Genomic DNA, 23,930 nt, shown 5'->3' on the forward strand with positions numbered 1-23,930 from the left:
GGAATGAAGCATGTTTCATCAAGACCTCGCCATCCGGCCTTTTCATCCAACCGACGAGACGGCGCTTATTGCGCTGTGGCACGCCTGCGGGCTGACGCGTCCGTGGAACGATCCGCGCAAGGACATCGCGCGCAAGTTGACGGTGCAGTCCGATCTGTTTCTGGTGGGTGTGCTGGACGGCGAGGTCGTGGCGACGCTGATGGGCGGCTATGACGGGCACCGCGGCTGGGTCAACTATCTGGCCGTGTCGCCCGAGCATCGGCGGCGTCAGTTCGCCACGGCGCTGATGCGGGCCGTGGAGCGCAAGCTGCTGGAGATGGGGTGTCCGAAGATCAATTTGCTGATCCGTTCGGACAACATTGCGGTAAAGCGTTTCTACGACAGCCTGGGTTTTCAAGAGGACGCGGTGATCAGCATGGGCAAGCGCCTGATTCCGGATCTTTGAAGATGGCGGGTACGAAATACCCGCCTCGATCGCCTGCCTCAAATCGCCTGCGTCAGATACACGGCTTCGCGACCGACGATCGGCATGCGCGTCGGCATGAAGATCGTGCACGCATCGCACGGGGAGCGGATTTCTTCCGTGCCGTTCATGGCGATCAGCTCGCCCTTGTCGAAGGTCTCGAAGCCGATGACGGGCCGCGTGAAGGTGAAGTCTTCGGACTTCACCATGTGGACCTCCAGCAGGCGATAGCGCTGCGGGGTGGGCGGGGGCGGCGTGCCGGCCGGGGTATCGATGAGGCCCAGATGCGCCAGAAAGCGCAGGGTGACGTCGGTGGCGAGTTCGGCGGCGGAGCGGGCGAAATGCTGGCCGCATTCGACGACGAGCGCGCCGCCGCTGTTCGACAGCGGATCACCGTGATGGCCGTAGCCCATGACGCCGGTGCCTGGAAACTTGTCTTGCGGCATGACCAGATGGACCTGCGGCGAACCGACGGCCGCGGCCAGCGCGGTGTTGCGGTCCATCTCGTTGTAGACCCAGAACGGTTGCACGGGCGCGCGCGTGGAATGGATGTCCAGCACGAAGTCGGCGGCGTCCAGGATGGGGCGCATTTCGCGGGCGCGGCGCAGTTCGGGGCTGTCCTCCGAACCGTCGAGCATGGCGGCGGACCAGATGCGATTCAGGTTGTGGACCAACTGGCGGTTGTCGTAAGGCCGGTCGATGTCGAAGGCCTCGTAGGCCTCGACGTGGGCAAAGCTGACCGTCAGCGTGCCGATCTTCGGGCGCACGCCCGTGTCCAGCAGATGGGTGGCGGCCACCATGCCACAGATCTCGTTGCCGTGCGTGATGGCGTTGATGAGCACGTGCGGCCCGGGCTTGCCGGATTCGAAGCGGTGCACGTAGGGAATGCCGGTGTTGCCCTCGCGGTAGGCGGACAGGTCACGCGGCAGAACTTCCAGCGGAGCGGTATCAGGTTCGAAGACAGGTGTGGTCATGAGAGTCGGTGGCAGGTTGGATTGCATTGCATAAACGCCTGACATTATGGGGGCTCAGGCGATCCGCAGGTTTGAAGGGAGGGGTGAAAACAGCGGCTTTTGGACGCAATTTTGCGAATTTCAAGATGCCTTGGCACTACGCGGATTAGTACGTTTTTACCCCTGAAAATCATTGCTTTCCAAGCCTTTTTCTTTGGGGCATATTGCGGCCGGGCAGTCGAAATTCATAGGTGCAGCATGAGCGGGTGGCCACAGCGTCATATCAATGGTTTTGAAGTGCAGTGCGAAGTCGTGGACCTGAAAACCGGCGTGTTGGCTATTGAAATACTGGTGTGCCGCAATGGCAACGAAACCGTTGCGCGGCGCTGGTCGCTGCCCCGCTTCGTGACTTTCAACGATCCCGTCATCGCACGGCGCCATGCCGAACTGGTGCTCTCCGGCATCCTGTCGGTGGATGAGCACACGGGCGAACCTCGCTACGGAATTCTCTAGCGCTCGCTAGTGTTTTGTTTCGTTTATCACATTCGTCTGACTTGTCGGATCTGGATTGCCCGGTACAGTTGTCCCTGTATGACAACAAAAGGAGAGTTCCATGTTCGACACTTTTCCTGTTCTGCGCCGTACCAGCATGGCGATCGCGATCGGCGCCGCCGGCCTGATTTTTGCGGGTTGCACGACGACCACGCCTAGCAAGTCGCCGGCCGCCTCGACGTCCGAGCAGCGGCAGTCGATGAACAGCGCGGCCAACGCGACCCTCGCCAAGCTGTACGAAGCGGCTCCCCAATCCAAGGATCTGGTGGCGCGCGCCAAGGGCGTGCTGGTGTTTCCGGACGTGCTGAGCGGCAGCTTCATCGTGGGCGCCGAACATGGCAAGGGCGTATTGCGCGTGGGCGGCCAGAATGCCGGCTACTACAGCACGACCGCGGGCTCGATCGGCTTCCAGGCCGGCGCGCAGTCGAAGGCGATGATCCTGCTGTTCATGACGGATGACGCCTTGAACAAATTCCGCAACAGCAGCGGCTGGACCGTCGGCGCCGACGCCACGGTCGCGGTGGTCAACATTGGCGCCAATGGCCGCATCGACACCAACACGGCTCAGCAGCCGGTGGTGGGCTTCGTGATGAACAACGGCGGGCTGATGGCGGGCGTGTCGCTCGCGGGCACGAAGATCTCGAAGCTCGACCGCTAATCGGGCAAGCGTGCAGTCAAAACGCCGCGGATTCCTCCGCGGCGTTTTGTTTTATGCGGGGCAGGTTGGACCCGCCCCGCAGGTTGTGCCGGCCGTTCAGCCGATCACGTTGTCGCTGTTGTTGCGCAGGGCTGCTTCGCGATCGATCTCGGCTTGCTCGATGTTCGGATCCAGCCCGCGCCAGCGCAGGATGTGGCCGCGCTCTTCTTCGGGCTCCCAGCCCAACATGCCATAGCGCGTGATTTCGGTTTCGCCGGTGGCGAACTCCACTTCAAAGTAACCCTGACGATCGGGTAGCGTGTTGCCGGGGAACCATTCGGTTTCGGGCATGGTTTTGCTCCTTGCTAAGCGATGGGAGGGATGCTGACGCCGATCAGGAATAGCCGGCATCAGGCGTTTTCATTGTGGGCTTGCCGCCGCAAACCCGCAAGCGCCGGATGGATACGAAATGCGCGTCAGGCAAGCGGCACGGCGGTGGTGTAGAGCACCTGCTTGAGGGCAAAGCTGGATCGGATGCTTGCCACGCCGGGAATGCGCGTGATGTGTTCGACGATCAGCCGCTCCAGCGCATCGACATCCGGCACCAACGCGCGGATGAGGTAGTCGGCGTCGCCCGACATCAGGTAGCACTCCATGATTTCGGGCAGCACCGCGATCTCGCGTTCAAACACGTCAAGCGCGGCCTTGCGCTGCTTGTCCAGCGAGATCTGGATGAAGACGTTGACCTTCAGCCCGAGTTTGCGCGCGTTCAGCAGCGTGACGCGGCGATCGATGAGGCCTTCGGTTTCCAGTCGCCGCACGCGCGCCAGGCATGGCGAAGCGGATAGATTGACGCGCGCGGCCAGCTCCACATTGGTGAGCCGCGCGTCGCGTTGCAGCTCGTTCAGGATGCGGATGTCGGTGGCATCCAGGTTTATTTCCGGCATAAGTGACCTTCAAGCGGCGGGTTGGCAGTGCATCTGTGCTGAGTATGCCGGTTATCGACGCAGAAAGCGGTCAAAAATGCTGGGGTTTACCCTATAGACTGTTCCGTCCTTCGGCCATATGGCCGAAATGCAGAATAATCAGCGGCAGAGCAGGGTAGTAATGATTCAGCACGGCAGTCTTCGCAAGTTCCTCCCGCTCGCGGGCGCGGTCGCCATCTGGGGAGGAAACTGGCCCGTGATGAAGCTGGGCCTGGCGCACATGAGTCCGTTGTGGCTTGCCGCCAGCCGGTTCGGATCCGCCGCGCTGATCAGCGTGCTGGTGCTTGCGGTGCTGGGACGCCTGCGTTTGCCGACGCGTCAGGAATGGCCACTGGTGACGGGTGTGGCCTTGCTGCAGATGGGCGCTTTCACGGCGCTGGCGCTTTGGGCCTTGCAATACGTGGCGCCTGGCCGCGCCTCGGTCATCGCCTACGCGACGTCCATCTGGGTGATTCCGCTGTCATCGTTGATCCTGAAGGAACGCCTGTCGATGGGCCAGTGGCTGGCGACGGCGCTCAGCTACGCCGGCATCGGCGTCATCGTGGCGCCCGCGTTCAGCCCGTGGCAGGCGCATACGGTCATCGGTCTGGTGATGCTGTTGGGCGCGTCGTTTGCGTGGGCCTGCAACATCATCCAGTTGCGCGCCAACCGCCACGTGCGGCTGGGCGCCGACATGATTCCGTGGCAGACCGCGATGGCCACGATTCCGCTGGCCGCGCTGGCCTGGATGCGCGACGGTGCGCCGGTCTTTCTGGGCGATACGCAGGCCTGGCCGCTGATCCTGTACACGGGACCGCTAGCCACGGCGCTGACGTTCATCGTCGTGCTTGGCATGACGCAGAAGCTCCCGCCGGCCGCGACCTCCATCGCCATGCTGTGCGTGCCGGTGATCGGTCTGATCGTGTCTTCCGTCGTGTTCCACGAGCGCATCTCGGCGGACCTCGCGCTTGGTCTTGCGCTGATCGCCGCCAGCGTGGCGGCTTCCGCGCTGGCCACGCGCCTGCGGCGGCCACTTGCGCTGCGTCCTTCCTAGAACGCACTAGAATGGCGTGCGCCGGAAATGGTGCCGGCCGGTAATGCGGAACGCGCTGCAGAAATGGACTCGTTATATGTAGTGGTCGTGGTGGGGGCGATGGCCGCGGGCTTTGTGCAAGGCCTGTCGGGATTTGGCTTCGGCATGGTGGCCATGTCGTTCTGGGCCTGGACCGTTGATCCGCGGCTTGCTGCGGCGATGGCGGTGTTCGGCGCATTGACCGGGCAATTGCTGGCGGCTTTCACGGTGCGTCGCGGCTTTGCCATGGCGCATCTGCTGCCGTTCGTCGTCGGCGGATTGCTCGGCATTCCGCTGGGCGTGAAGGTGCTGCCGCATCTGGATCCCGTGGTGTTCAAGGCCTTCATCGGCGGACTGCTTGCCATCTGGTGTCCGATCATGCTGTTCGCCGCGCGCATGCCGCGCATCACGGTGGGCAGCAAGGTGGCCGATGGCGTGGCCGGCGCAATTGGCGGCGTCATGGGTGGACTAGGCGGTTTCACCGGCGTGATTCCCACGTTGTGGTGCACCTTGCGCGGCTTTGATCGCGACGTGCAGCGCGCGGTGATCCAGAACTTCAATCTGTCGATGCTGGCGGTGACGATGGCCAGTTACGTGCTGACCGGTGTCGTCACGCGCGACATGCTGCCGCTGTTTGCGCTGATCGTGCCCGCGATGCTGGTGCCGACGATTTGGGGTACGCGCGTTTATGTGGGCATCAGCGATGTCGCGTTCCGCCGCGTCGTGCTGGGCCTGTTGACGATATCCGGCGTTGCGTTGCTGGCGTCGTCAGTGCCCCGTCTGCTCGCCTGAGCGCCTCCGCCCATGCGGCGGAAGGGCTTGACCGGCATGCTATCGTTGAGCAATTCAAGAGAGAATCACGCATGGCATTGCATCGTTTCGAAAAGGGCGAACTGGGACATTGGCTGCGCGTCGTGGCCGACAACAATGAGCCCGGCGCGGTCCAGACCGAAGTGCCCGCGCACGTCGCCCAGGCGCTGGAGACCTTGCGCTGCATCGAATCCGGCGCCGACGGCCGCTGGGTCATCACCGACAAGGGCAGGCTTTCATTACGCATGGAAGAGCCCGGCGCCATCCATTTGCGCTAGACCTTTTGCGGTCTTCGCGGCGGTTCGATAATCGCCGATTTACGCAGTTCGCCAATTCCGTCATTCCGACAGCCGCAGGCAAATTACTGCATGGTTGCGAATGTTTTCGCAGTATTTCGTGCTGGATGCCATCCCTACAGTGCGGCGAGGCATATCCTGAGACGGAATGTGGGAATTGACATCTTTCGGACGTATCCGGCGCTGGGTCGGAACAGTAAGATGAACTTTGCGTGACGGTTGCAGGTCTATTGTTCTGCGCGGGAAATTTTGTCCCTTCGCACGTCACGCGTGGTTCGCGCGTTTAGGTAACCGACTGGGAGGTAGCACATGCAGCATCGTGACCAGGAAGTACTGATCGACGTTTCCACAGCGGCCATGGATACCGGCGGATATGGCGTATTGCTGACGGTTACGGCTGAGGGCGGCACCGAAGTGGATGCCGCGTTTTCCCACTTGGGCAACTGCGCTTCGTTGGACGAAGCACGTGATCGCGCGGAAATCTTCGCGCAAAACTGGGTAGAGGAAAATATCTTCCGATAGGGTTTGCACCCTGGACGGAGCTGATCGGCACGACCGGTCTGTGTGTGCATGAGCACGTGGCGGATACTTTCGAGATGGCGACGACGATTTCGGTTATCGTTGCTGCTCCAAAACCTGGGGCCCTCGTCGGGTATGCGTCGTTCCAAGATGACTGCCGCACAGACCAATTCCTTTCTAGCGGATGATATCCGCGCGCTGCGGGCGCATTTTGATTCGGTCGTGTTGCCCATGTGGCTGGGCCGCGGTTTCAACGACACTCTCGGCCTGCCTTACGAATCTCTGAATTCCGCCAACGGTGAACCGTTGCCGCCCACGCGTTATCGCGCGATGGCTTGTGCGCGCCAGTTGTATATTTTTGCGCAGGCGCCCGGTGAAGCAGCAGCGCGGCATACGGACCGGTTGTTCGAATCCCTGCGGCGCGTGTTCCAGGACGAGCACGGCGGCTGGCGCTATAGCGTCGATGCCGCGGGTCAGCCGCTGGACGATACGCAGGATCTGTACACGCATGCATTCATCGTGCTGGCCGCTTCCGCGTATTTCCGGCGCAGCCGCAACGCGCAGGCGCGCAAACTGATGCTGGCCACGGCGCGCACGATCGAGGCGCGTTTCAAGACCACCGATTCGCTGTATTACGCGGCGCTCAGTGCGGACTTCTCACAGCCGCTGAAACCGCCGGCGCAAAACCCGATGATGCATCTGACCGAGGCCTATCTGGCCGCGGCGCAGGTTGCCGAACCGGCATGGTTTGCGCAGCATCTGCGCGAGCTTGCGCAGGGCATCAGCCAGTTCTTCGTGCATGCGCCGACGCAATGCGTGTCGGAAGCCCTGCAAGGCAGCGCCGGGAACCGGCTGGAACCGGGCCATCAGTTCGAATGGCTGTCCCTTGTGCACGAATCGGCGCAGGTTTTCGAAGGCCTGGACCTGGCAGAGTCGCTGCCGCGCGCGGTGCAATGGTCGCGCGAACACGGCGTGGATGACGCGGGCGTGATTGCGTCGCTGGACGAGTCCGGCAAGGTGGCGGACGACACCCGCCGAATCTGGGCCCAGACGGAATACCTGAGAGCCCTGGCGGTGATGGGCGATCTACCCGCCCTGCAACCCGCGCTGGCAAACTTCCGCAGCCGCTTCCTGCACCCATCAGGCTGGCACGAATGCCTTGATACAAACGGAAACGTGACACGCCCCGACATGCCCTCCACCTCCCCCTATCACCTGGCAACATGTTTGGCGGCGTTACAAAACGTTGTTTGCTAATCACGTTAACAATTTAGTTTCCTCTATGTCGCCGATTTAATAGAAAGACATTGGTGAAATCCCTTACAATTTGCTAACACTGTTTGTGGGGAAGCATCAATGAGCGTTATGTGCTTGGCTTGCCAACGCATTAACCCAGGACTTGCAGGCGTCGCGCCTCATTCGCACCTGGGACATCAAGGATTTACCAACCCAACGCAGAAGGGCCGGGAAGAAAGCCGCGAAGACCACTTCCGCTGCCTGAATTGCGGGGCGAAATGGCTGCGCGAGACCGACAAGTGGGGCGTGGACCTGGGCTTCAAGCTCGCGCCCTGATCGGATTTCACCGGCATTCGAACGACACGGGCCCCTTCATGGGGCCCGTTGCTTTTGGGGCGCGGCAATCGCTTAAGTTTTCTTGCGGCACGCCGTTGTGCAACGTGTCGGTGCGCCTGCATGAACGCGCCAAGGAAACCGCAATGTCCGAGAAGATCATCAATGGATTTTCAGTGGTCGCGTATGCGACCCAGCCCGAGGGGCGCATTCCCCCGCGTGCGTTTCTGGAGACCCGGCGTCTGCCTGTGAAGGCTGCCGCGCCGGCGAAAACCGCCGCAACGGCGACGACCGCCGAAGACGCGGATATCGCCGCCGAGCAAGCCGCGCCGGAGCCCGAAAGCGTGGCGTTCGAGATTTTCGTGAGCCGACGGTTTCGCAGCACCATCGAAGCGATGTCGGCTGCGCGCAACGCGCTGGACCGTGTGAAGTCCGTTGATGTGGATGGCGTGCCGGACCCGTTGCCCGAGTAGTTTCTCGCGCCGTTGCGCGAGTCAACGCGCACGCGCTGGGAGCCCGCTCCCATATTGTTATCCCGACTTTGTATTTGTCTAACGCCTGAGCCCAGGCCGATGATGCCCCCTGGCAATCGTCGCCATTCTGGGTCTCTCAAAAGGAAGGTTGATGAATACGAAAGTCCAATCGGGCGCCGCCGTGGCGCACGGGATTTCACGCCGCGCGCTGTTGCGCGCGGCCGGCGCCGCGGGCCTGGCCGCGCCGCTGGGCATGTTGGGCTCGCGCGTGCTGGCGGCCAATGCCGCGCCGCGCACGTTCAAGATCGCGTGGAGCCAGACGGCCGTGTGCCAGTCGCCGGTGTCGGTGGCGCTGGAGCGCGGCTTCTTCGATAAATACAACCTCAAGGTCGAACGCATCAATTTCAGCGGGTCCACGGACCAGTTGCTGGAAGCGATCGCGACGGGTCATGCCGATGGCGGCATCGGCATGGCGCTGCGCTGGCTCAAGCCGCTGGAGCAGGGTTTTGACGTGAAGCTGGCGGTGGGCACGCATGGCGGCTGCATGCGGCTGCTGACGGCCGAGGATTCGCCCATCAAGTCCGTGAACGACCTGAAGGGCCGCCGCGTGGCCGTGTCCGATCAGGCCAGTCCCGTGAAGAACTTCTTCGCGATCCGCGTGGCGCAATTGGGCATCGATCCCGAGTCTGTCGATTGGCGCCAGTATCCGCAGGACCTGTTTGGCGAGGTGCTGAGAAAGGGCGAGGTCGACGCGATCGCGGGTGACGATCCGCTGATCTACACGCTGCGCGAGGACAACAGGCTGCGCGAGGTCGCCACCAACATCGAGGGCGATTACGAAAACCGCACCTGCTGCGTGCTGGGCCTGCGCGGGGATCTGGTCCGCAAGGATCCCGAGTCGGCCGCGGCCATCACGCGCGCGGTGATCGACGCGCAGCGCTGGACGGCTTCGAACCCCGACGAGACCGCGCGCATCTTTGCGCCATACGTGCCCGGCAAGGTGCCGCCCGAGCGCGTGGCCGCGATCCTGCGCAGCCATAGCCACGGCCACGCCTCGACCGGCGCGGCGCTGCGTGAGGAGATCGTGGGTTACGCCAAGGACTTGAAGACGATCAAGGTCCTCAGCGCCAGCCTGGACATCAACAAGTATGCGCAAGCGGTGGTGCCCAATGTCCTCGGCTGATGCGTTGACGGTGGGGGCTGCGACCCATACGCCGGACGCCGCGGGCTGGCGGCTCTGGAAGACCGGCGTGGCCGCCGCGGCGTTGTGGGCGGCGGTGGGCGGCATCACGCTCGCGTGGCCCAACGTGGAGGTCGGCTTCACGTCGTGGGGATACACGCGGGAGTTCGGCGTGGCGGCCCTGGTGCTGGCCATCCTGCTGCTCTTTGCGGCCGTGTCGGGCGCGGAGCGGCTGCGGCCGATACGCGCGCTGCATCGGGCCGGGCCGTGGCTGCTGGCGCTGGCGGTGGCGGTGGGCGCTTGGGAGGTTGCGACGGCCAAGCTCGCGCTGCTGCCCAGCCCGTTCTTCGCGCCGCCGCAGTCGCTGATCGAGGTCTATGTGTCGGACTACAAGCGTCTGGCCGACAGCCTCGTCAATTCGCTGTGGCTGCTGGCGAACGGCTTCGTGCTGGGCGCCGCGGCCGGGTTTCTGACCGGAGTCGCGATCGGCTGGTCGCGCGGGCTGGGGTATTGGGTGCATCCGGTGCTGCGGTTTCTTGGACCGGTGCCGTCGACGGCGCTGCTGCCGATGGCGTTCTTCTTCTTTCCCTCCAGTTGGTCCGCGGCCGTGTTCCTGATCGCGCTGGCGACGTGGTTTCCGGTGACCGTGCTGACGTGGTCGGGCGTGGCGGGCGTGAACCGCGCGTATTACGACGTGGCGCGCACGATGGGCGCCAATGAATGGTTTCTGGTGCTGCGCGTGGCGATTCCGGCGGCGTTGCCGCAGGTGTTCGTGGGCCTCTTCATGGGGCTGGGCGCGTCGTTTTCGGTGCTGGTGGCGGCCGAGATGATGGGCGTGAAGTCGGGATTGGGATGGTATCTGTCGTGGGCGCAGGGCTGGGCTTCGTACGCCAACATGTACGGCGCGCTGATCGTGATGGCGCTGGTGTTTTCCGGGCTGATCACGTTGCTGTTCCTGGGCCGCGATCGTCTGCTGGCTTGGCAGAAGGGAGTCGTGAAATGGTAGCCACAGCAACGGCGCACGTCAGCGCGCAATCTGCCAGCGTCCAATCCGCCAGCACCCAATCTGCCGGCGCGCGTGGGGCCGCGCTGGCGGTGCGCGGCGTGAATCATCATTTCGATCTGGACGGCGCGGCGCTGCCGGTGCTCGACAGCATCGACCTGGATGTCAAACCGGGCGAGTTCGTCGCGTTGCTGGGGCCTAGCGGGTGCGGCAAGTCGACGCTGCTGCGGCTGGTGGCCGGGCTGGAGCCGCCCGCGCAGGGCGACCTGCTGGCCGACGGTGCGGCGATTGCGGGGCCGTCGCCGTCGCGCATTGTCGTCTTCCAGGATCCGACGCTGTATCCGTGGCGCACGGTCTGGAACAACGTGGCGCACGGTCTGGAACAACGTGGCGCTGGGCCTGCAGGCGCGGGGCCTGTTGAAGACGCAGCGGCGCCGCGTTGACGATGCCCTGCAACGGGTGGGACTGGCGGCGTTCAGCCAGGCGTATCCGCATCAGCTCTCGGGCGGCATGGCGCAGCGCGCAGCGCTGGCGCGCGCGCTGGTGAACGATCCGCGCATCCTGATTCTGGACGAGCCCCTGGGCAAGCTGGATTCGCTGACGCGCATCGCCATGCAGTCGGAGCTGGTTGAGCTGTGGCAGCGCACGGGCTTTACCGCCTTGCTGGTCACGCACGACGTCGAGGAGGCCTTGTTCATGGCGTCGCGCATCGTGGTGCTGAGCGAACGGCCCGCGCGCATCAAGGACGAGATCGTCAATGATCTGCCGTACCCGCGCCATCGGGGCGATCCGCGGCTGGCGGCGCTGCGGCATCGCGCGCTGGCGCTCCTGGGGCTGGATGCGACGTGGTGAGCGTGGCGTGGCTGGCATTGGCTGCTGTGGTGGCGGGCGGCGCATTGATCGTGTGGTCGGCGGTGGCGGGCAGTGCGGCCGCCGCAGGGCGGGGCGCTGCCCTGCGCCTGCCGTGGCTCGCGGCCGGGGCGCTCGTGGCGTGCGCCGTGCTGCTGGCCCTGGCCTGGCAAGCGGTGCCCGGCCTGCCCGGATTGCTGGGTTCGCGCGTGGGACATCTGGCGTTGGGGCAGGCGGCCATCCTGCTCGCGGCCGGCCTGGCCGCGGCATGGCTGCACAGCCGCGCCTGCTGCTGACCGAGGCGCGGGACACGTCCTTTCAGCGTTCGCCGCTGGCGTTTTCGGACGCGAACGTGCTGCAAGGCGGCCGGCTATATGCGCAGCATTGCGCGTCGTGCCACGGCGCGGCAGCGGACGGGCGCGGGCCGCTGGCGGCCAGCCTGCCGGTGTGGCCGAGCGTCCTGGGGGCGGCGCTGTTCGACAACCGGCTGGAAGGCGAGCTGTACTGGCGGGTGGCGCAAGGCGGACAAGCGCCTGCCTCGCGCGATGCGCACGGTTTGCATGCGGCGCTGCGGCCGGACGAGATCTGGCAGGTGCTGGACTACTTGCGCCTGCACGCCTACGGGACCAGCGGCGGCGCGGGCATGCCGGCGATTCCCGCGCCGGTGGTGGCGTTGACCTGCAGGGATGGCCGCGCGAACCGGCTGACCGGCCTGCGCGGATTGCCCGTGCGCGTTGTGGCGCAGGCGGCTGGCGCGCCGGATGAGCCGCAGGATCCGCGTCTGTTGACGGTGGCGCTGACGCGCGGGCGCGCGGGGGCAACGGATGCCGATTGTGTGGCCGCGGACCCGGCGGCATGGGAGGCCTATGCCTTGGCGGCGGGCGTGCCGCCGGACAACCTGGCGGGCGCGCAATTCCTTCTGGACCGCCGGGGGTGGCTGCGCGCGCGCCTGCTGCCGCACGCCGCGCCGGCGTGGACCAGCGCCGACGATGTCTGCGGTCCGGGCGGGCGCATGGAGGCCGGCAACGCGCGCGGCCTGGGCGACATTCTGCTGGCGATGGACCGTGCACCCATCGCCATGACCGACCTGCGGCGCAACTGAATGCCGCGTGTCCTTCGCACATCCTTCTTCCAAGCGAGGTCTGCAAGATGAGTACGTTGAACGAGTATCTGGACCAGAAGCGCGCCGCCGTATTGCTGCGCAACGGGCGAGACCCGAAGACCGTGGAGCCGGTGAAGCTGCGCGCGCACGTCAGCGCGGAAGGGCGCAGCGGTGTGCGGCGTATCCGCATTCGCGATCACCAGGTGGTGAGCGACAGCCCCGCCGACTTCGCGGGATACGACCTGGGTCCGAGTTCGCCCGAGCTCCTGCTGGGATCGCTGGGCAGCTGCCTGACCCACATCTTCCTCATCAAGGCGGCGGAGCTGGAACTGCCGCTGGAATCGCTGGAGGTGTCGATCGAAGGGGACCTGGATCCGCGCGGCGGCAAGCCGGGCTATGAGGCGGTGCCGTTTTTTCCGCACAACATCCGCTATACCGCGCACATCGTGTCGCCGGCGGACGAGCACGCGGTGCGCGCCGTGCACAAGGCGGTGGAGGCGTGGTGCCCGATCCTGAACCTGCTCAAGCAGCCGCAGGCGCTGCACGGCAGCGTCGAGCACACGCGGTCCGCGCCGCAGTAGGGGCGTCAGGTCAGGGTGCTGCGCATCAGGATCTCGGTCAGCGCGCGGGTGGGTTTGCCGGGCGAGGGGGCCGAGATGACGATGAATTCGACCGGCGGAAGGGCGGGCAGGTTGGCCGCGCCCGCGGGCGCCGACAGGCCCGCGGTGGACAGGTGCGAGGGCTGCACGGTAATGCCCAATCCCGCGCGCGCGGCCGCCTGGCAGCCTGCGTAACTGGTGCTGGTGCAGACGATCTGCCAGCTGCGGCCCGCGCGGGCCAGCGCGTCGAGCGCCAGCGTGCGCGTCACGCTGGGCTCGCGCAACAGGATCAAGGGAAGGGGCTCGTTGGGATCCACGCGCAGGCCTTCCTTGGCGCGCCATAGCAGCGCTTCCTTGTGCAACGTCTGGCCGCGGCGGTCGCCGCGCCGGCGTTTGCCGATCATCACGTCCAGGCGGTTGTCGTCCAGCAGCTTGTAGAGGTCGCTGGTGACGCCGATGGTCAGGTCCAGCTCGACTTCGGGATGCGCCAGGCGAAACGCCGCCAGGACGTCGGGCAACGGGCCCATCGCCAGATCGTCTGAAGTGCCCAGCCGGATCCGGCCGCGCAGGCGGGGCGCGTCGAAGAGGCGCTCGGCCTTTTCGTGCGCGGCCAGGATGATTTCGGCATGCACGAGCAGGCTGCGGCCGTCGCTGGTCAGGGCGAGCGAATGGGTGTCGCGCTGGAACAGGCGGCGATTCACGGCCTGTTCGAGCTGGCGGATGTGTTCGCTGACGGTGGGCTGGGTCAGGCCCAACCGGCGCGCGGCTTCGGTGAAGCTGGGCGCGCCGGCTGCGGCGGCGAAGGTCTTGAGCCAGAGAGGATTGAGCATGGGGCGTTCTGGTCATAGGGAATTCCAATGACAGTTAAAGTACCCAGTGGCCTTCACGATGGCAAGGGCCGCGCCTATAGTGGGCGCAACTTTATGAACACGCCTTTGCCATGCGCCGCTTCCTGCCCGACCAGTTCACCCTCATCCTGATTGCCACCGTGGCGTTCGCCAGCTTCTTCCCGGCCGTGGGCAAGGGCGCGACGTTCATGATGGTGGCCAGCAACGTGGCGATCTCGTTGTTGTTCTTTCTGCATGGGGCGCGGCTGTCCACGGATGCCATCGTGTCCGGCGTGAAGGACGTGCGCCTGCATGGGCTGATCCTGGCCTGCACCTTTCTGCTGTTCCCCGCGCTGGGCCTGGGCCTGCGCGCCTTGTTTCCCGGCCTGCTGACGCCGTCGTTGTGGATAGGCGTGCTGTTCGTGTGCACGCTGTCGTCGACCGTCCAGTCCTCCATCGCCTTCACGTCCATGGCGCGCGGCAACGTGCCGGGCGCGATCTGCGCGGCGACGGCCTCCAATCTGCTGGGCACCGTGCTGACGCCGCTGCTGGTGGCCGTGCTGCTGCATCGGCAGGGCGGCGGGCATGGCCTGGCCGATGCCGGCCGCATCCTGCTGCAGCTGTTGCTGCCGTTCGCGGTGGGCAGCCTGCTGCGGCCGTGGATCGGCGCGTGGGCGCTGCGCAATAGCCGCACGCTGTCCAAGGTGGATCGCAGCTCGATCCTGCTGGCCGTCTACACCGCGTTCAGCGAGGCCGTTGCGCAGGGCATCTGGCATGCGTTCCCGGCCATCGACCTGGCGACCATGGTGCTGGTGAACGGCTTGTTGCTGGGGGCGGTGCTGGGGATCACGACGTGGGGCAGCCGCAAGCTGGGGCTGAGCAAGGAGAACGAGATCACGCTGGTGTTCTGCGGATCGAAGAAGTCGCTGGCGTCGGGCATTCCGCTTGCGACCGTGCTCTTCGGCACGTCGCAGATGGGCGTCGTGGTGTTGCCGCTGATGATCTTTCACCAGATGCAGCTCATGGTCTGCGCGGTGCTGGCGCGGCGTTACGCCGAGCGGGCGGAGCCGGGGCAGGCAGTGGCGGCCCGGGCGTAGTTCAGAACATGACCCAGGGCGTTGATTCCGACGTGGTGCGCCGCCCTGGATGCGATCAGGCGCCGGCGTCCGCCGGACGGATCTTGCCCGCGGGCTGCCAGTAGACGCTGCCGTCGCGCTCGGTCACGTCAAGCGCGGTGAGGCGCCCGTTTCTACAGGGGCCGCCCACGCACAGGCCCGTGTCGGGCTGGTAGGTGGCGCCGTGGCGGGCGCACATGATGAGGTCGCCTGCACGGGTGAAGAAGCTGCCTTCCCAGTCCAGTTCGACGCCGACGTGGGCGCAGCGGTTCAGGTAGCCATGCACCCGGTCCTGGTAGCGCACGAAGAAGGCGGTGGTGCGGCCCGCGCCATCGGTTACGGGCACCTTCACGCCCAGGCCGCCGTTGACCAGGTCGCCGGCGGCGCAGACGCGGACTTCGGGAAGGGTGGGGGAATCCTGCATGGGAAGCCTGGAAATCAAAGGGTGCGATGTTCGGACAGGGGGCGCGGCTTGTCAATCCGCCGGCGCCGACCTGGCGCTTTCCTGCTGGCGGGTCCACATGCCGGCGTAGATGCCGCCCTGGGCCAGCAGTTGCGGATGGCGGCCGCGTTCGACGATGCGGCCGTCGGCCAGCACGATGATCTCGTCCGCGTCCGCCACCGTGGACAGGCGATGCGCGATGATCAGCGTACTACGGCCCTGGCTGACTTCGCGCAGGTTGGCCTGGATCTCGCGTTCGGTATGGGTGTCGAGCGCGCTGGTGGCCTCGTCGAACAGGAAGATGGCCGGATTCTTGAGGATGGTGCGGGCGATCGCCACGCGCTGCTTTTCGCCGCCCGACAGCTTTAAGCCGCGCTCGCCCACCATCGTGCCGTAGCCGTCCGGCATGGTCAGGATCAGGTCGTGGATGTGCGCGAGGCGCGCGGCGGCCTCGATTTCCGCATCCGTGGCGCCGGGCCGGCCGTAGCCGATGTTGTAGCGGATGGTGTCGTTGAACAGCACCGTGTCCTGCGGCACGACGCCGATGGCCGCGCGCACGCTGGCCTGGGTGACGTCGCGCACGTCCTGGCCGTCGATCAGGATGGCGCCGCTGTCGGTGTCATAGAAGCGGAACAGCAGGCGCGCGATCGTGGACTTGCCCGCGCCGGACGTGCCCACCACGGCCACCGTCTTGCCGGCGGGAATCGAGAAGCTGACGCCCTTGAGGATGGCGCGGCGCGGATCGTAGCCGAAGTGCACGTCGCGGAACTCGACCGCGCCGCCCGAGACCTGCAGCGGCTTGGCGCCGGGGCGGTCCGCCACTTCGCGATCCTGGCCCAGCAGCTCGAACATGCGTTCCATGTCGATCAGCGCCTGCTTGATTTCGCGGTAGATGAAGCCGAAGAAGCTGAGCGGCGTGTAGAGCTGCAAGAGGTACGTGTTGACCAGCACGAAGTCGCCCAGCGTGTAGCGGCCCTCGGCGATGCCGTTGGCCGCCATCCACATCACCAGCGTCAGGCCCGTGGAAATGATGAGGGCTTGGCCGACGTTCAGGATCGACAGGCTGACCTGGCTGCGCACGGCGGCGCGTTCGTAGCGGGTGAGCGAGGCGTCGTAGCGCCGGGCCTCGTGTTCTTCGTTGCCGAAATACTTGACGGTCTCGTAGTTCAGCAGGCTCTCGATGGCCTTGGTGTTGGCCTCGGAGTCGGTTTCGTTCATTTGGCGCCGGAACTTGGCGCGCCATTCCGTCACGGCAAGCGTGTAGGCCATGTAGAGCACGACGGTGGCGCCGGTGGCCAGCGCCAGCCAGCCGTCGAACATCTTCCACAGCACGATGCAGACCAGGCTGATTTCAAAGAACGTGGGCAGGATGTTGAAGAGCAGGAACGACAGCAGCGTCTGGATGCCCTTGGTGCCGCGTTCGATGGCCCGGTTCAGCCCGCCGGTCTGGCGTGCGAGGTGAAAGCGCAGCGCCAGGCCGTGCAGGTGGCGGAAGATCTGCAGGCCGACCGAGCGGATCGCATGCTGGCCGACGCGCGCGAAGATGGCGTCGCGCAGTTCCGAGAACAGCAGCGACAGCACGCGGGCGGTGCCGTAGGCCAGGATCAGGCCGAGCGGCACCGTCACCGTGCCGGGCGCGCCCTTGCCCAGTTCGTCCACCGCCTGCTTGTACAGCAGCGGCACGTAGACGGTTGCGGCCTTGGCGGCGAACAGGCACAGCAGCGCCGCCACGACACGGACCTTCAGGCCGGTTCTGCCGGGCGGCCACAGGTAGGGAAACAGGGTGCGAAGCGTGGCAAGACCGCCGCCCTTGCCGGGCCGCGTTTCAGGAGAATTCATGTTCTGGATGCAGTGGTTGAGGCCGGCTCCGCCAGGGGAGCTAAGCCGTTTGCAGGGCATTATGGGGCACCAGCGGTACTATTTGAGGGATAACCCCTGGTTCGGGCGGGCCTGAACCGGGGGCTTCAAGTTGGTTTGGCCATACGGGCGCAGCACGTCGGGCCCGTTTCTTTCTCTTCCAATCGGGGGTCCGGCCGGCTGCTCCCCTGGTTGCGCGACCGGGCGCGTTTTCGCCGCGCCGGGGTTGCGTCGCTTGCTACGGAGGGTCTTATGGCGAAGGTACCCGCAGTGAAATTGAACGACGGAGGCAAGATTCCGCAGTTGGGCCTGGGGGTCTGGCAGGTGCCGGACGATCAGGCGGCCTCCAGCGTGAAGGAAGCGCTGGCGGCAGGTTACCGGTCGGTGGACACGGCGGCCATCTACGGCAACGAGGCGGGCGTGGGCGCGGGCCTGCGGTCAGCCGGCGTGGCGCGCAAGGACCTGTTCATCACCACCAAGCTCTGGAACGACAAGCACGGTTACGACGACGCGCACAAGGCGATGGACGAAAGCCTGGAGAAGCTGGGGCTGGCGTACGTGGACCTGTACCTCATCCACTGGCCGGTCGCGGGCAGCGAGAAGTTCCTGGACGCGTGGCGCGCCATGGTCGAGATGAAGGAAGACGGCCGCGCGCGCGCGATCGGCGTGTCGAACTTCACGCAGGCCAATCTGGAACGCCTGATCGACGCGTCCGGCGTCACGCCCGCCGTCAACCAGATCGAGCTGCATCCTGGGTTCACGCAGAATGCGCTGCGGGCCTTTCATGCGCGGCATGGCATCGTGACCGAGTCCTGGAGCCCGCTGGCGCAGGGCAACATCACGAAGGAAAAGGTGATCCTGGACCTGGCGCAAAAGCACGGCAAGTCGCCGGCGCAGGTGACGTTGCGGTGGCATCTGCAGCACAACCTGGTCGTGATTCCGAAGTCCGTCACGCCGGAGCGCATCCGCGAGAACATCGACGTGTTCGACTTCGAACTGTCGCCAGCGGACATGGCCGCCATCGACGGCATCAAGGAAGGCCCGCGGCTGGGACCGGATCCCGAGAAGTTCGCATAGTGTAAGAACCCCGGCGGGCGGCACGCGGCGCGCGTGGCCGCCGTCGGCGCAACTTGTTCGGCTAGTGCTTGAGCGGGAACACCCAGTACCGCACGATGACTACGAGCAGGATGCTCAGGGCGGTCCATGACGCCCAATGCCAGGCGCCGGTGCCCAGCAGGGCCGCCAGCAGGCCAAAGATGCTGAGCGCGCCCAGCAGGATCGGCACGCCCCACACGAACAGGAAGCCCCGGCTGCCTTTACCCGTTGAACGGCTCATGCGGGCGTCCTTTGCGGGGCGGCGGCCTGGTGCTTCTTGATGAGTTCGTTGATGCGCGCTTCGGTGGCGCGGCGCCGGGCCAGCCACAGATATAGTCCGCTCACCAGCACGACGATGGTGACGAGGTCCAGCAGCGCCCAGATGATCTTGAGCGGCAGGCCGCCGTAATCGCCGAAGTGCAGCGGCCGCGAAACTTCCAGCGCGGTCAGGTACCACGGCATCCGCGCCACCGTCGTCAGGTCGCCGGTCCGGCCTTCGATCAGCACGGGCGTGTTCAGCTTGGACGTCAGGGGCGAGTCGCCGCGCATCCACGCAATGAAGTGCTGCGGGCTGCCAAAGGCGTTGCCGGGAAAGGAGATGAAAGACACTTCGTTGCCCGGCATCGCCTTGCGCGCGGTGTCGGCCACCAACTGCGCCGACGCGAGCTGCGTGGGGATGGGCTGGCCCTTGTAGGGTTCCAGCACGCGGGGCAGCTCGGTGGATTGCCACAGGCGGAAGAGCGGCGTGGACAGTTCGTTGATGACGCCGGTGAGACCCACCACCAACGCCCAGACCAGCGTCACGATGCCCAGCAGGTTGTGCAGGTCCAGCCATTTCAGGCGCGTCGAGCGCGTGGCGCGCACCGTGCCGAATTCCAGCTTCTTCATGAAGGGGCCGTACAGCACGACGCCCGACACGATGGCCACGCAGAACAGCAGCCCCATGAAACCGAGGAACAACTCGCCGGTCAGGCCCGCGAACAGGTCCACGTGCAGCGCCAGCATGATGCCCATGAACGAAAACTTGTCTTCGGTATAAAGCGGGCCGTCGAGCAGCACGTCGCCCGTGCGGGCGTCCATGCGGATCGCGTGGCCAGATGCCAGCCCGTCACCGGGCGTCTTGGCCATGCCGACGAAGACCTGCGGCTCGTCGGGGTCGAAGGACAGGTAGTCCACGACTTCGTTCGGGTACATCGCTCGCGCGTTGGCCACGAGCTTGTCGAGGTTGGCGGGCGGGGTGTCCGCTGGCACCGCGGACAACGGCTTGCCGTCGTCGAGCCAATGCTCGATCTCGTGGTGGAACACGAGCGGCAAACCGGTCAGACAGATGATGAGCAGGAAGATCGTGCAAACCAGGCTGGTCCATTTATGGACGAGATACCAGGTTTTGATGGTGGACGCGGCGGTCATGGCGACGGCGGAAGGCAGCTTGCGCGGCTTCTTTCAGGGCAGTACGGGAAAGGAGAAAACATTATCACGAACAAGTTCGATTCTCGTAACGCTATTTGACCCTTTCGGCGACGAGGCTGGCCGTGGGGACGGACCAAAGCGGGTTAAAAAGAAGGGTCAGATTTTTCCTTGCGGTATTCCCGAATCATCATGGAGCAGCGTTTTCTCAAGGTCCCGCGCAACGAGTCCGGCCGCGACTTCGCGGTAGGCGATGTGCATGGACATTTTTCGCGCCTGCAACAGGCGCTGGACGAATTAGGGTTCGACCCCACCCGTGACCGGCTGTTTTCCGTGGGCGACCTGGTCGACCGCGGGCCCGAGAACGAGGCCGCGCTGGATTGGCTGGCCAAGCCCTGGTTCTACGCGGTGCAAGGCAACCACGAGGACTACGCGATTCGCCATGTGCGCACCGGCAAGGTGGACGTGACGAACTGGCGCGGCTACGGCGGCGGTTGGTTTATCGATCTGCCCGCCGAGCGGCAGCAGGTGTTTGCCGAGGCCTTCACCCGGCTGCCGATTGCCATCGAGGTGGAAACGTCGTCGGGCGCGGTCGGACTGCTGCATGCCGACTGCCCGGTGCTGTTCTGGCCCCGGCTGGAGTCCGCGTTGCAGGACCGCTATAAACGAACCAGCGCGGCGTGCCAGTGGTCGCGCGACCGTCTGCGCCAGATGGACCGCACCGGCATCCTCGGCGTGCGGGCGGTGGTGGCGGGGCACACCCCGGTGGCGTCGCCGCTGGCGCTGGGCAACGTGTATCACATCGACACCGAAGGCTGGAATGCAGGCTACTTCACGTTCCTGAATCTTGAATCCCTGCAGGCGTGGCCGCGCGAGGTCGTGACAGAGGCCGCAGCCGCCGAGTAGCGCGGGGACCCCCAAAGCAAAACGGGCGCCGAGGCGCCCGTTTTTGCGTGATGCGCAGCCCTTTATAGCGGCCGGGCGGTCACCGTGCCGGGGGCGGTCACGGCGCTGGCGCTTACGCCGGCCGAGTCGGCCGGTGCGGCTGCGGCAGGGACGGCAGGCGTCTGCACGCCGCCCGCAGCGGGCATGGCCTGCGCCTGCGGGACGGGGATGGCGTCTGCGCGTGGCACGGGGATCGGCATCAGCGGCGGCTGGATCGGACTGCCTTCCGGGGCCGCGGCGCCGCCGGGGGGCAGCGGCTTGACCGAGGTGTCGACGCCGTCGGTCGAGCGGTTGTTGTTCAGGAAGTCGGTCAGCGCGTCGCCGGAAGACAGGTCCAGCGAGGCCACGGCCTGACCGGGCGGGAATTCGGAGAAATAGTATTCGCCGTTGTCGACCAGCAGGCCGTCGGGGCGCGGCGCCGGCTTGGCTTGCGGCACGTCCTTTAAGACCGGCTGCATGTAGTCCAGCCAGGTGGAGAGCGCCAGGCCGCTGCCGAACTCGTTGGTGCCCAGCGACTTGGGCTGGTCAAAGCCCATCCAGATGGTGGTGGCCAGCGTTTGCGTGAAGCCCGAGAACCAGACGTCGACAGCGTCGTTCGTGGTGCCGGTCTTGCCGCCGATGTCGTTGCGCTTGAGCACCTGATGCGCGCGGGCGGCGGTGCCGTTGACGGTGACGTCGCGCAGAATGTCGTCCATGACCCACGCCGTGCGCGGGTCGATGGCGCGCGCCTGCGCGTCGCCGGCCACGACGGGCTGCGTCTTCATCAGCACGTTGCCGGAGCGGTCCGTGACGTGGTCGATCAGGTAGGGCGTGACGCGGTAGCCGCCATTGGCAAATACGCTGTAGCCATTGACGACCTGCAGCGGCGTGGCGCCGCCCGCGCCCAGCGCCAGCGGCAGCACGGCCGGCCAGCGCGACTTGTCAAAGCCGAAGCGCGTCAGGTAGTCCTGCGCGTACTGCGGCGAAATCGCCTGCAGGATGCGGATCGACACCATGTTCTTTGACCGCATCAACCCCTGGCGCAGGGTCAGCATGGGTTCGTACTTGTTGCCGTCGTTCTTGGGCTGCCAGGCCTTGGAGCCGGTCTGCTCGGCCGTCAGCATGAAGGGCTGATCGGAGATCTGCGTGGCGGGCGTCAGGCCGCGTTCCAGCGCAGCCGCGTAAACGAACGGCTTGATGTTCGAGCCAGGCTGGCGCCATGCCTGCGTGACGCGGTTGAAGTGGCCGCGGTTGAAGTCGAAGCCGCCGATCATGGCGCGGATGGCGCCGTCCTGCGGCACCATCGACACCAGCGCGGCCTGCAGCGCCGGCATGTTGATGATTTCCCAGTTGTCGCCGTTCTTGTGGATGTAGACCACCGAACCGCGGCGGATGCGCTGGGCATCGCTGGCCTTGGGATTGAGCGCTCGGGCCACAACCGCCAGGGCCTTCTTGTCCGAAATGGTGATGATGTCGCGCCCGCTGCGCGCCACGGTGACTTCGGTGGGGCTGGCGGCCAGCACGACGGCGGCAAGCAGGTCTTCGCTGTCGGGCGATTTTTCCTGCACGCCATCGAGGATCTCGTCGAGTGCCTGAGGGTCCTTTTCCACGTCGGCGGGCAGCTCGACCTGGTCTTCCGGGCCCGGATAGACCGCGCGGCGGGTGTAGTCGATGATGCCGTCGCGCACGGCGCGGTAAGCCGCTTCCTGCGCCTTGGAGTCGATCGTGGTGTAGACGTCGATGCCCGACGAGTAGGTGTTCTCCTGGAACACGCCATACATCAGCTGCCGGGCCAGTTCTGCCGGATAGTCGCCGTGCACCGCGAAGCCGCGCGTGCTGCTGCCGTCCGAGCCGCGGATCGTGAGGCGCTGTTTCAGGGCTTCGTCGGTCTGCTCGGGCGTCAGGTAGCCCAGCGTCTTCATGCGGCCCAGCACGTAATGCTGGCGGATCTCGGCGCGCGGGTAATTGGTGATCGGATTGAAACGCGAGGGCGCTTTCGGAATGCCGGCCAGCATGGCGGCCTCGGCGGGCGTGACCTCCGACAGCGGCTTGCCCAGATACGTGCGCGAGGCGGCCGCGAAGCCATAGGCGCGATGGCCCAGGTAGATCTGGTTCATGTAGAGCTCAAGGATCTGGTCCTTGGTGAGCTCGGATTCGATCTTGAACGTCAGCAGCAGTTCATAGAACTTGCGCGAATACGTCTTTTCCGACGACAGATAGAAATTGCGCGCCACCTGCATGGTGATCGTGCTGCCGCCCTGGGACTTGGAGCCCTTGACGATGTTGGTCAGAACGGCGCGCGCGACGCCCATCCAGTCGACGCCGCCGTGGCTGTAGAAACGGTCGTCCTCGGCCGCCAGCACCGCCTGCCGCATCACCGGGGGAATCTCGTCGAAGCGCAGCACGTTGCGGTGCTCTTCGCCGTATTCGCCGATGAGCACCTTGTCCGCGGTGTAGATGCGCAGGGGGACGCGTGGCCGGTAGTCGGTCATCGCGTGCAGGTCGGGCAGGCTGGGCCACGCCAGGGCCAGGGCAAGGCCAAGCGCAACGGCGCCGCACACGGCTGCGCCGGCGGCTGCGATGCCCGCTTTGACCAGGATAGGTTTCCAGGAGAGGCCCGATTTGCCGCCCGGGTTGGCGGAGGATTGCTGGGGATTGCTCATTGCAGGCGATTCTAGGGCAGAACGCTATAGACCGCCCAGGGCGCAATAAGGTTTCGGTAACGAAATCTGCCCGTTTTTCACGGATTCAGCTTTCGTTCAGGTTTCTGGCGTGCCGGGGACGGATTGCAGGTAGCGCTGGGGCGGGGCGCCGAGCGCCCGATGGAACATGGCCGAGAAGGCGCTGGCGCTGCGGTAGCCAAGGTCTGCCGCGATACGCGCCACGGGCACGCCCATCGACAGCCGGCACACGGCGTCGGCCAGCCGCACCTGCTGCACCCATTGCCGGTAGTTCAGTCCCAATTCGGATTGAAACAGCCTGATAAGGGTGCGCGCGCTGGCGCCGACTTCGCTGCCCCAGTCCTCGATGCCGCGTTGCAGGCCGGGCCGGTCCAGGATGGCCGTGCAGATGGCCTGCAGGCGCCGGTCGCGCGGCCAGGGAATCTGGATCGGCACGATGCGCGCGGCGGCCAGCTCGGCAAGGATCAGCGCGGCGATCTGCTCGACCCGTCCCCCGAGCGGGTAGTCGATGGGCTCGGCCGTCAGCGCCAGGATCAGCTC

The 23,930-nt window shown here is 65.6% G+C and carries 28 protein-coding genes and 1 pseudogene; 19 read left to right on the top strand and 10 right to left on the bottom strand.

Annotated features, from left to right (window positions below; translation table 11 throughout):
* Positions 1-10: 10 nt before the first annotated feature.
* The gene (locus RT697_RS08340; RefSeq protein WP_313698067.1) at positions 11-445 is read left to right on the top strand and encodes a GNAT family acetyltransferase; all 435 of its coding nucleotides are present in this window, start codon (positions 11-13) and stop codon (positions 443-445) included.
* A gap of 38 nt (positions 446-483) precedes the next feature.
* Here the strand turns inward: RT697_RS08340 and RT697_RS08345 are convergent, their stop codons facing one another.
* Positions 484-1,437 (bottom strand): succinylglutamate desuccinylase/aspartoacylase family protein, encoded by a 954-nt coding sequence (locus RT697_RS08345; RefSeq protein WP_313698068.1) that lies wholly within the window; start codon positions 1,435-1,437, stop codon positions 484-486.
* Positions 1,438-1,728: 291 nt separating this feature from the next.
* On the opposite strand from RT697_RS08345, the gene RT697_RS08350 reads away from it, so the two are divergent.
* Positions 1,729-1,929 carry a hypothetical protein gene (locus RT697_RS08350; RefSeq protein ID WP_313698069.1) on the top strand — a complete coding sequence of 67 codons (201 nt, stop codon included), beginning with the start codon at positions 1,729-1,731 and terminating at the stop codon, positions 1,927-1,929.
* A gap of 100 nt (positions 1,930-2,029) precedes the next feature.
* The gene (locus tag RT697_RS08355) at positions 2,030-2,626 is read left to right on the top strand and encodes a YSC84-related protein (protein WP_313698071.1); all 597 of its coding nucleotides are present in this window, start codon (positions 2,030-2,032) and stop codon (positions 2,624-2,626) included.
* Between the two features lie 96 nt (positions 2,627-2,722).
* Here the strand turns inward: RT697_RS08355 and RT697_RS08360 are convergent, their stop codons facing one another.
* Positions 2,723-2,956, bottom strand: a complete 234-nt coding sequence (locus RT697_RS08360) for a hypothetical protein (protein ID WP_313698073.1) — start codon at positions 2,954-2,956, stop codon at positions 2,723-2,725.
* Positions 2,957-3,081: 125 nt separating this feature from the next.
* Positions 3,082-3,552 carry an Lrp/AsnC family transcriptional regulator gene (locus RT697_RS08365; protein ID WP_006226939.1) on the bottom strand — a complete coding sequence of 157 codons (471 nt, stop codon included), beginning with the start codon at positions 3,550-3,552 and terminating at the stop codon, positions 3,082-3,084.
* Between the two features lie 160 nt (positions 3,553-3,712).
* Between RT697_RS08365 and RT697_RS08370 the strand changes: the two genes are divergently transcribed.
* The 13 genes and pseudogenes from RT697_RS08370 to RT697_RS08430 all read left to right on the top strand — a co-directional run bounded on the left by RT697_RS08370 (position 3,713) and on the right by RT697_RS08430 (position 13,024).
* Positions 3,713-4,624, top strand: coding sequence for a DMT family transporter (locus tag RT697_RS08370; RefSeq protein ID WP_313698075.1), 912 nt, complete (start codon positions 3,713-3,715; stop codon positions 4,622-4,624).
* 63 nt (positions 4,625-4,687) lie between these two features.
* Positions 4,688-5,434 (top strand): sulfite exporter TauE/SafE family protein, encoded by a 747-nt coding sequence (locus RT697_RS08375; RefSeq protein ID WP_313698077.1) that lies wholly within the window; start codon positions 4,688-4,690, stop codon positions 5,432-5,434.
* Positions 5,435-5,505: 71 nt separating this feature from the next.
* Entirely contained in the window at positions 5,506-5,730 is a 225-nt protein-coding gene (locus RT697_RS08380; RefSeq protein ID WP_175138534.1) for a hypothetical protein, read from the top strand.
* A 327-nt stretch (positions 5,731-6,057) separates the two neighbouring features.
* Complete coding sequence (locus RT697_RS08385) at positions 6,058-6,270, top strand: hypothetical protein (protein WP_006218759.1); 213 nt, start codon at positions 6,058-6,060, stop codon at positions 6,268-6,270.
* Positions 6,271-6,417: 147 nt separating this feature from the next.
* Entirely contained in the window at positions 6,418-7,524 is a 1,107-nt protein-coding gene (locus tag RT697_RS08390) for an AGE family epimerase/isomerase (protein WP_313698079.1), read from the top strand.
* Between the two features lie 99 nt (positions 7,525-7,623).
* Positions 7,624-7,839: a hypothetical protein gene (locus tag RT697_RS08395; protein ID WP_006388022.1), complete on the top strand. Its 216-nt coding sequence runs from the start codon at positions 7,624-7,626 to the stop codon at positions 7,837-7,839.
* Positions 7,840-7,982: 143 nt separating this feature from the next.
* Positions 7,983-8,309 (top strand): hypothetical protein, encoded by a 327-nt coding sequence (locus tag RT697_RS08400; RefSeq protein WP_313698080.1) that lies wholly within the window; start codon positions 7,983-7,985, stop codon positions 8,307-8,309.
* A gap of 151 nt (positions 8,310-8,460) precedes the next feature.
* On the top strand, positions 8,461-9,492 hold the full coding sequence (locus RT697_RS08405) for an ABC transporter substrate-binding protein (protein WP_313698082.1): 1,032 nt from the start codon (positions 8,461-8,463) through the stop codon (positions 9,490-9,492).
* Positions 9,479-10,495, top strand: coding sequence for an ABC transporter permease subunit (locus RT697_RS08410; RefSeq protein WP_313698084.1), 1,017 nt, complete (start codon positions 9,479-9,481; stop codon positions 10,493-10,495). The genes RT697_RS08405 and RT697_RS08410 overlap by 14 nt, the downstream gene beginning before the upstream one ends.
* A pseudogene (locus RT697_RS08415) lies at positions 10,489-11,344 on the top strand (ABC transporter ATP-binding protein). Before RT697_RS08410 ends, RT697_RS08415 begins: the two are co-directional and overlap by 7 nt.
* The gene (locus RT697_RS08420) at positions 11,341-11,637 is read left to right on the top strand and encodes a hypothetical protein (protein ID WP_313698086.1); all 297 of its coding nucleotides are present in this window, start codon (positions 11,341-11,343) and stop codon (positions 11,635-11,637) included. Before RT697_RS08415 ends, RT697_RS08420 begins: the two are co-directional and overlap by 4 nt.
* Positions 11,610-12,443: a cytochrome c gene (locus RT697_RS08425; protein WP_313698087.1), complete on the top strand. Its 834-nt coding sequence runs from the start codon at positions 11,610-11,612 to the stop codon at positions 12,441-12,443. The genes RT697_RS08420 and RT697_RS08425 overlap by 28 nt, the downstream gene beginning before the upstream one ends.
* A 47-nt stretch (positions 12,444-12,490) precedes the next feature.
* Positions 12,491-13,024 carry an OsmC family protein gene (locus RT697_RS08430; RefSeq protein WP_313698089.1) on the top strand — a complete coding sequence of 178 codons (534 nt, stop codon included), beginning with the start codon at positions 12,491-12,493 and terminating at the stop codon, positions 13,022-13,024.
* A 5-nt stretch (positions 13,025-13,029) separates the two neighbouring features.
* Here RT697_RS08430 and RT697_RS08435 read toward each other — a convergent pair whose 3' ends face one another.
* A complete protein-coding gene (locus RT697_RS08435; protein ID WP_313698091.1) occupies positions 13,030-13,872 on the bottom strand; it encodes a LysR substrate-binding domain-containing protein in 843 nt (280 codons plus the stop codon).
* A 110-nt stretch (positions 13,873-13,982) separates the two neighbouring features.
* Between RT697_RS08435 and RT697_RS08440 the strand changes: the two genes are divergently transcribed.
* The gene (locus RT697_RS08440; protein ID WP_313698093.1) at positions 13,983-14,966 is read left to right on the top strand and encodes a bile acid:sodium symporter family protein; all 984 of its coding nucleotides are present in this window, start codon (positions 13,983-13,985) and stop codon (positions 14,964-14,966) included.
* A gap of 55 nt (positions 14,967-15,021) precedes the next feature.
* Here RT697_RS08440 and RT697_RS08445 read toward each other — a convergent pair whose 3' ends face one another.
* Positions 15,022-15,408: a Rieske 2Fe-2S domain-containing protein gene (locus RT697_RS08445; RefSeq protein ID WP_313698095.1), complete on the bottom strand. Its 387-nt coding sequence runs from the start codon at positions 15,406-15,408 to the stop codon at positions 15,022-15,024.
* A 51-nt stretch (positions 15,409-15,459) separates the two neighbouring features.
* Positions 15,460-17,265 (bottom strand): ABC transporter ATP-binding protein/permease, encoded by a 1,806-nt coding sequence (locus RT697_RS08450; RefSeq protein ID WP_313698097.1) that lies wholly within the window; start codon positions 17,263-17,265, stop codon positions 15,460-15,462.
* Between the two features lie 270 nt (positions 17,266-17,535).
* On the opposite strand from RT697_RS08450, the gene RT697_RS08455 reads away from it, so the two are divergent.
* Positions 17,536-18,360, top strand: coding sequence for an aldo/keto reductase (locus tag RT697_RS08455; protein WP_313698098.1), 825 nt, complete (start codon positions 17,536-17,538; stop codon positions 18,358-18,360).
* A gap of 61 nt (positions 18,361-18,421) precedes the next feature.
* On the opposite strand, the gene RT697_RS08460 is transcribed toward RT697_RS08455, so the two are convergent.
* Both RT697_RS08460 and RT697_RS08465 read right to left on the bottom strand, forming a co-directional pair.
* Positions 18,422-18,619: a hypothetical protein gene (locus tag RT697_RS08460; RefSeq protein ID WP_313698100.1), complete on the bottom strand. Its 198-nt coding sequence runs from the start codon at positions 18,617-18,619 to the stop codon at positions 18,422-18,424.
* On the bottom strand, positions 18,616-19,788 hold the full coding sequence (locus tag RT697_RS08465) for a PepSY-associated TM helix domain-containing protein (protein WP_313698102.1): 1,173 nt from the start codon (positions 19,786-19,788) through the stop codon (positions 18,616-18,618). The genes RT697_RS08460 and RT697_RS08465 overlap by 4 nt, the downstream gene beginning before the upstream one ends.
* Before the next feature lie 189 nt (positions 19,789-19,977).
* Here RT697_RS08465 and RT697_RS08470 point away from each other — a divergent pair, with 189 nt between their 5' ends.
* Positions 19,978-20,691 carry a metallophosphoesterase gene (locus RT697_RS08470; protein WP_313698104.1) on the top strand — a complete coding sequence of 238 codons (714 nt, stop codon included), beginning with the start codon at positions 19,978-19,980 and terminating at the stop codon, positions 20,689-20,691.
* Positions 20,692-20,753: 62 nt separating this feature from the next.
* Here the strand turns inward: RT697_RS08470 and RT697_RS08475 are convergent, their stop codons facing one another.
* The gene (locus RT697_RS08475; protein WP_313698105.1) at positions 20,754-23,372 is read right to left on the bottom strand and encodes a PBP1A family penicillin-binding protein; all 2,619 of its coding nucleotides are present in this window, start codon (positions 23,370-23,372) and stop codon (positions 20,754-20,756) included.
* Positions 23,373-23,468: 96 nt separating this feature from the next.
* On the bottom strand, positions 23,469-23,930 hold a 462-nt coding region (locus RT697_RS08480; protein ID WP_313698107.1), incomplete at its 5' end, for an AraC family transcriptional regulator.

The sequence above is a fragment of the Achromobacter sp. genome, assembly GCF_032113835.1.
GTDB lineage: Bacteria > Pseudomonadota > Gammaproteobacteria > Burkholderiales > Burkholderiaceae_B > Achromobacter.

What these genes read in the sequence shown, in the direction of transcription:
- RT697_RS08395 (WP_006388022.1), top strand. Translation starts at nt 7,624, where the DNA reads ATGAGCGTTATGTGCTTGGCTTGCCAACGCATTAACCCAGGACTTGCA.
- RT697_RS08385 (WP_006218759.1), top strand. Translation starts at nt 6,058, where the DNA reads ATGCAGCATCGTGACCAGGAAGTACTGATCGACGTTTCCACAGCGGCC.
- RT697_RS08375 (WP_313698077.1), top strand. Translation starts at nt 4,688, where the DNA reads ATGGACTCGTTATATGTAGTGGTCGTGGTGGGGGCGATGGCCGCGGGC.
- RT697_RS08340 (WP_313698067.1), top strand. Translation starts at nt 11, where the DNA reads ATGTTTCATCAAGACCTCGCCATCCGGCCTTTTCATCCAACCGACGAG.
- RT697_RS08470 (WP_313698104.1), top strand. Translation starts at nt 19,978, where the DNA reads ATGGAGCAGCGTTTTCTCAAGGTCCCGCGCAACGAGTCCGGCCGCGAC.
- RT697_RS08455 (WP_313698098.1), top strand. Translation starts at nt 17,536, where the DNA reads ATGGCGAAGGTACCCGCAGTGAAATTGAACGACGGAGGCAAGATTCCG.
- RT697_RS08400 (WP_313698080.1), top strand. Translation starts at nt 7,983, where the DNA reads ATGTCCGAGAAGATCATCAATGGATTTTCAGTGGTCGCGTATGCGACC.
- RT697_RS08345 (WP_313698068.1), bottom strand. Translation starts at nt 1,437, where the DNA reads ATGACCACACCTGTCTTCGAACCTGATACCGCTCCGCTGGAAGTTCTG.
- RT697_RS08390 (WP_313698079.1), top strand. Translation starts at nt 6,418, where the DNA reads ATGACTGCCGCACAGACCAATTCCTTTCTAGCGGATGATATCCGCGCG.
- RT697_RS08440 (WP_313698093.1), top strand. Translation starts at nt 13,983, where the DNA reads ATGCGCCGCTTCCTGCCCGACCAGTTCACCCTCATCCTGATTGCCACC.
- RT697_RS08430 (WP_313698089.1), top strand. Translation starts at nt 12,491, where the DNA reads ATGAGTACGTTGAACGAGTATCTGGACCAGAAGCGCGCCGCCGTATTG.
- RT697_RS08405 (WP_313698082.1), top strand. Translation starts at nt 8,461, where the DNA reads ATGAATACGAAAGTCCAATCGGGCGCCGCCGTGGCGCACGGGATTTCA.
- RT697_RS08460 (WP_313698100.1), bottom strand. Translation starts at nt 18,619, where the DNA reads ATGAGCCGTTCAACGGGTAAAGGCAGCCGGGGCTTCCTGTTCGTGTGG.
- RT697_RS08365 (WP_006226939.1), bottom strand. Translation starts at nt 3,552, where the DNA reads ATGCCGGAAATAAACCTGGATGCCACCGACATCCGCATCCTGAACGAG.
- RT697_RS08355 (WP_313698071.1), top strand. Translation starts at nt 2,030, where the DNA reads ATGTTCGACACTTTTCCTGTTCTGCGCCGTACCAGCATGGCGATCGCG.
- RT697_RS08435 (WP_313698091.1), bottom strand. Translation starts at nt 13,872, where the DNA reads ATGCTCAATCCTCTCTGGCTCAAGACCTTCGCCGCCGCAGCCGGCGCG.
- RT697_RS08445 (WP_313698095.1), bottom strand. Translation starts at nt 15,408, where the DNA reads ATGCAGGATTCCCCCACCCTTCCCGAAGTCCGCGTCTGCGCCGCCGGC.
- RT697_RS08380 (WP_175138534.1), top strand. Translation starts at nt 5,506, where the DNA reads ATGGCATTGCATCGTTTCGAAAAGGGCGAACTGGGACATTGGCTGCGC.
- RT697_RS08410 (WP_313698084.1), top strand. Translation starts at nt 9,479, where the DNA reads ATGTCCTCGGCTGATGCGTTGACGGTGGGGGCTGCGACCCATACGCCG.
- RT697_RS08360 (WP_313698073.1), bottom strand. Translation starts at nt 2,956, where the DNA reads ATGCCCGAAACCGAATGGTTCCCCGGCAACACGCTACCCGATCGTCAG.
- RT697_RS08465 (WP_313698102.1), bottom strand. Translation starts at nt 19,788, where the DNA reads ATGACCGCCGCGTCCACCATCAAAACCTGGTATCTCGTCCATAAATGG.
- RT697_RS08425 (WP_313698087.1), top strand. Translation starts at nt 11,610, where the DNA reads ATGGCTGCACAGCCGCGCCTGCTGCTGACCGAGGCGCGGGACACGTCC.
- RT697_RS08475 (WP_313698105.1), bottom strand. Translation starts at nt 23,372, where the DNA reads ATGAGCAATCCCCAGCAATCCTCCGCCAACCCGGGCGGCAAATCGGGC.
- RT697_RS08450 (WP_313698097.1), bottom strand. Translation starts at nt 17,265, where the DNA reads ATGAATTCTCCTGAAACGCGGCCCGGCAAGGGCGGCGGTCTTGCCACG.
- RT697_RS08370 (WP_313698075.1), top strand. Translation starts at nt 3,713, where the DNA reads ATGATTCAGCACGGCAGTCTTCGCAAGTTCCTCCCGCTCGCGGGCGCG.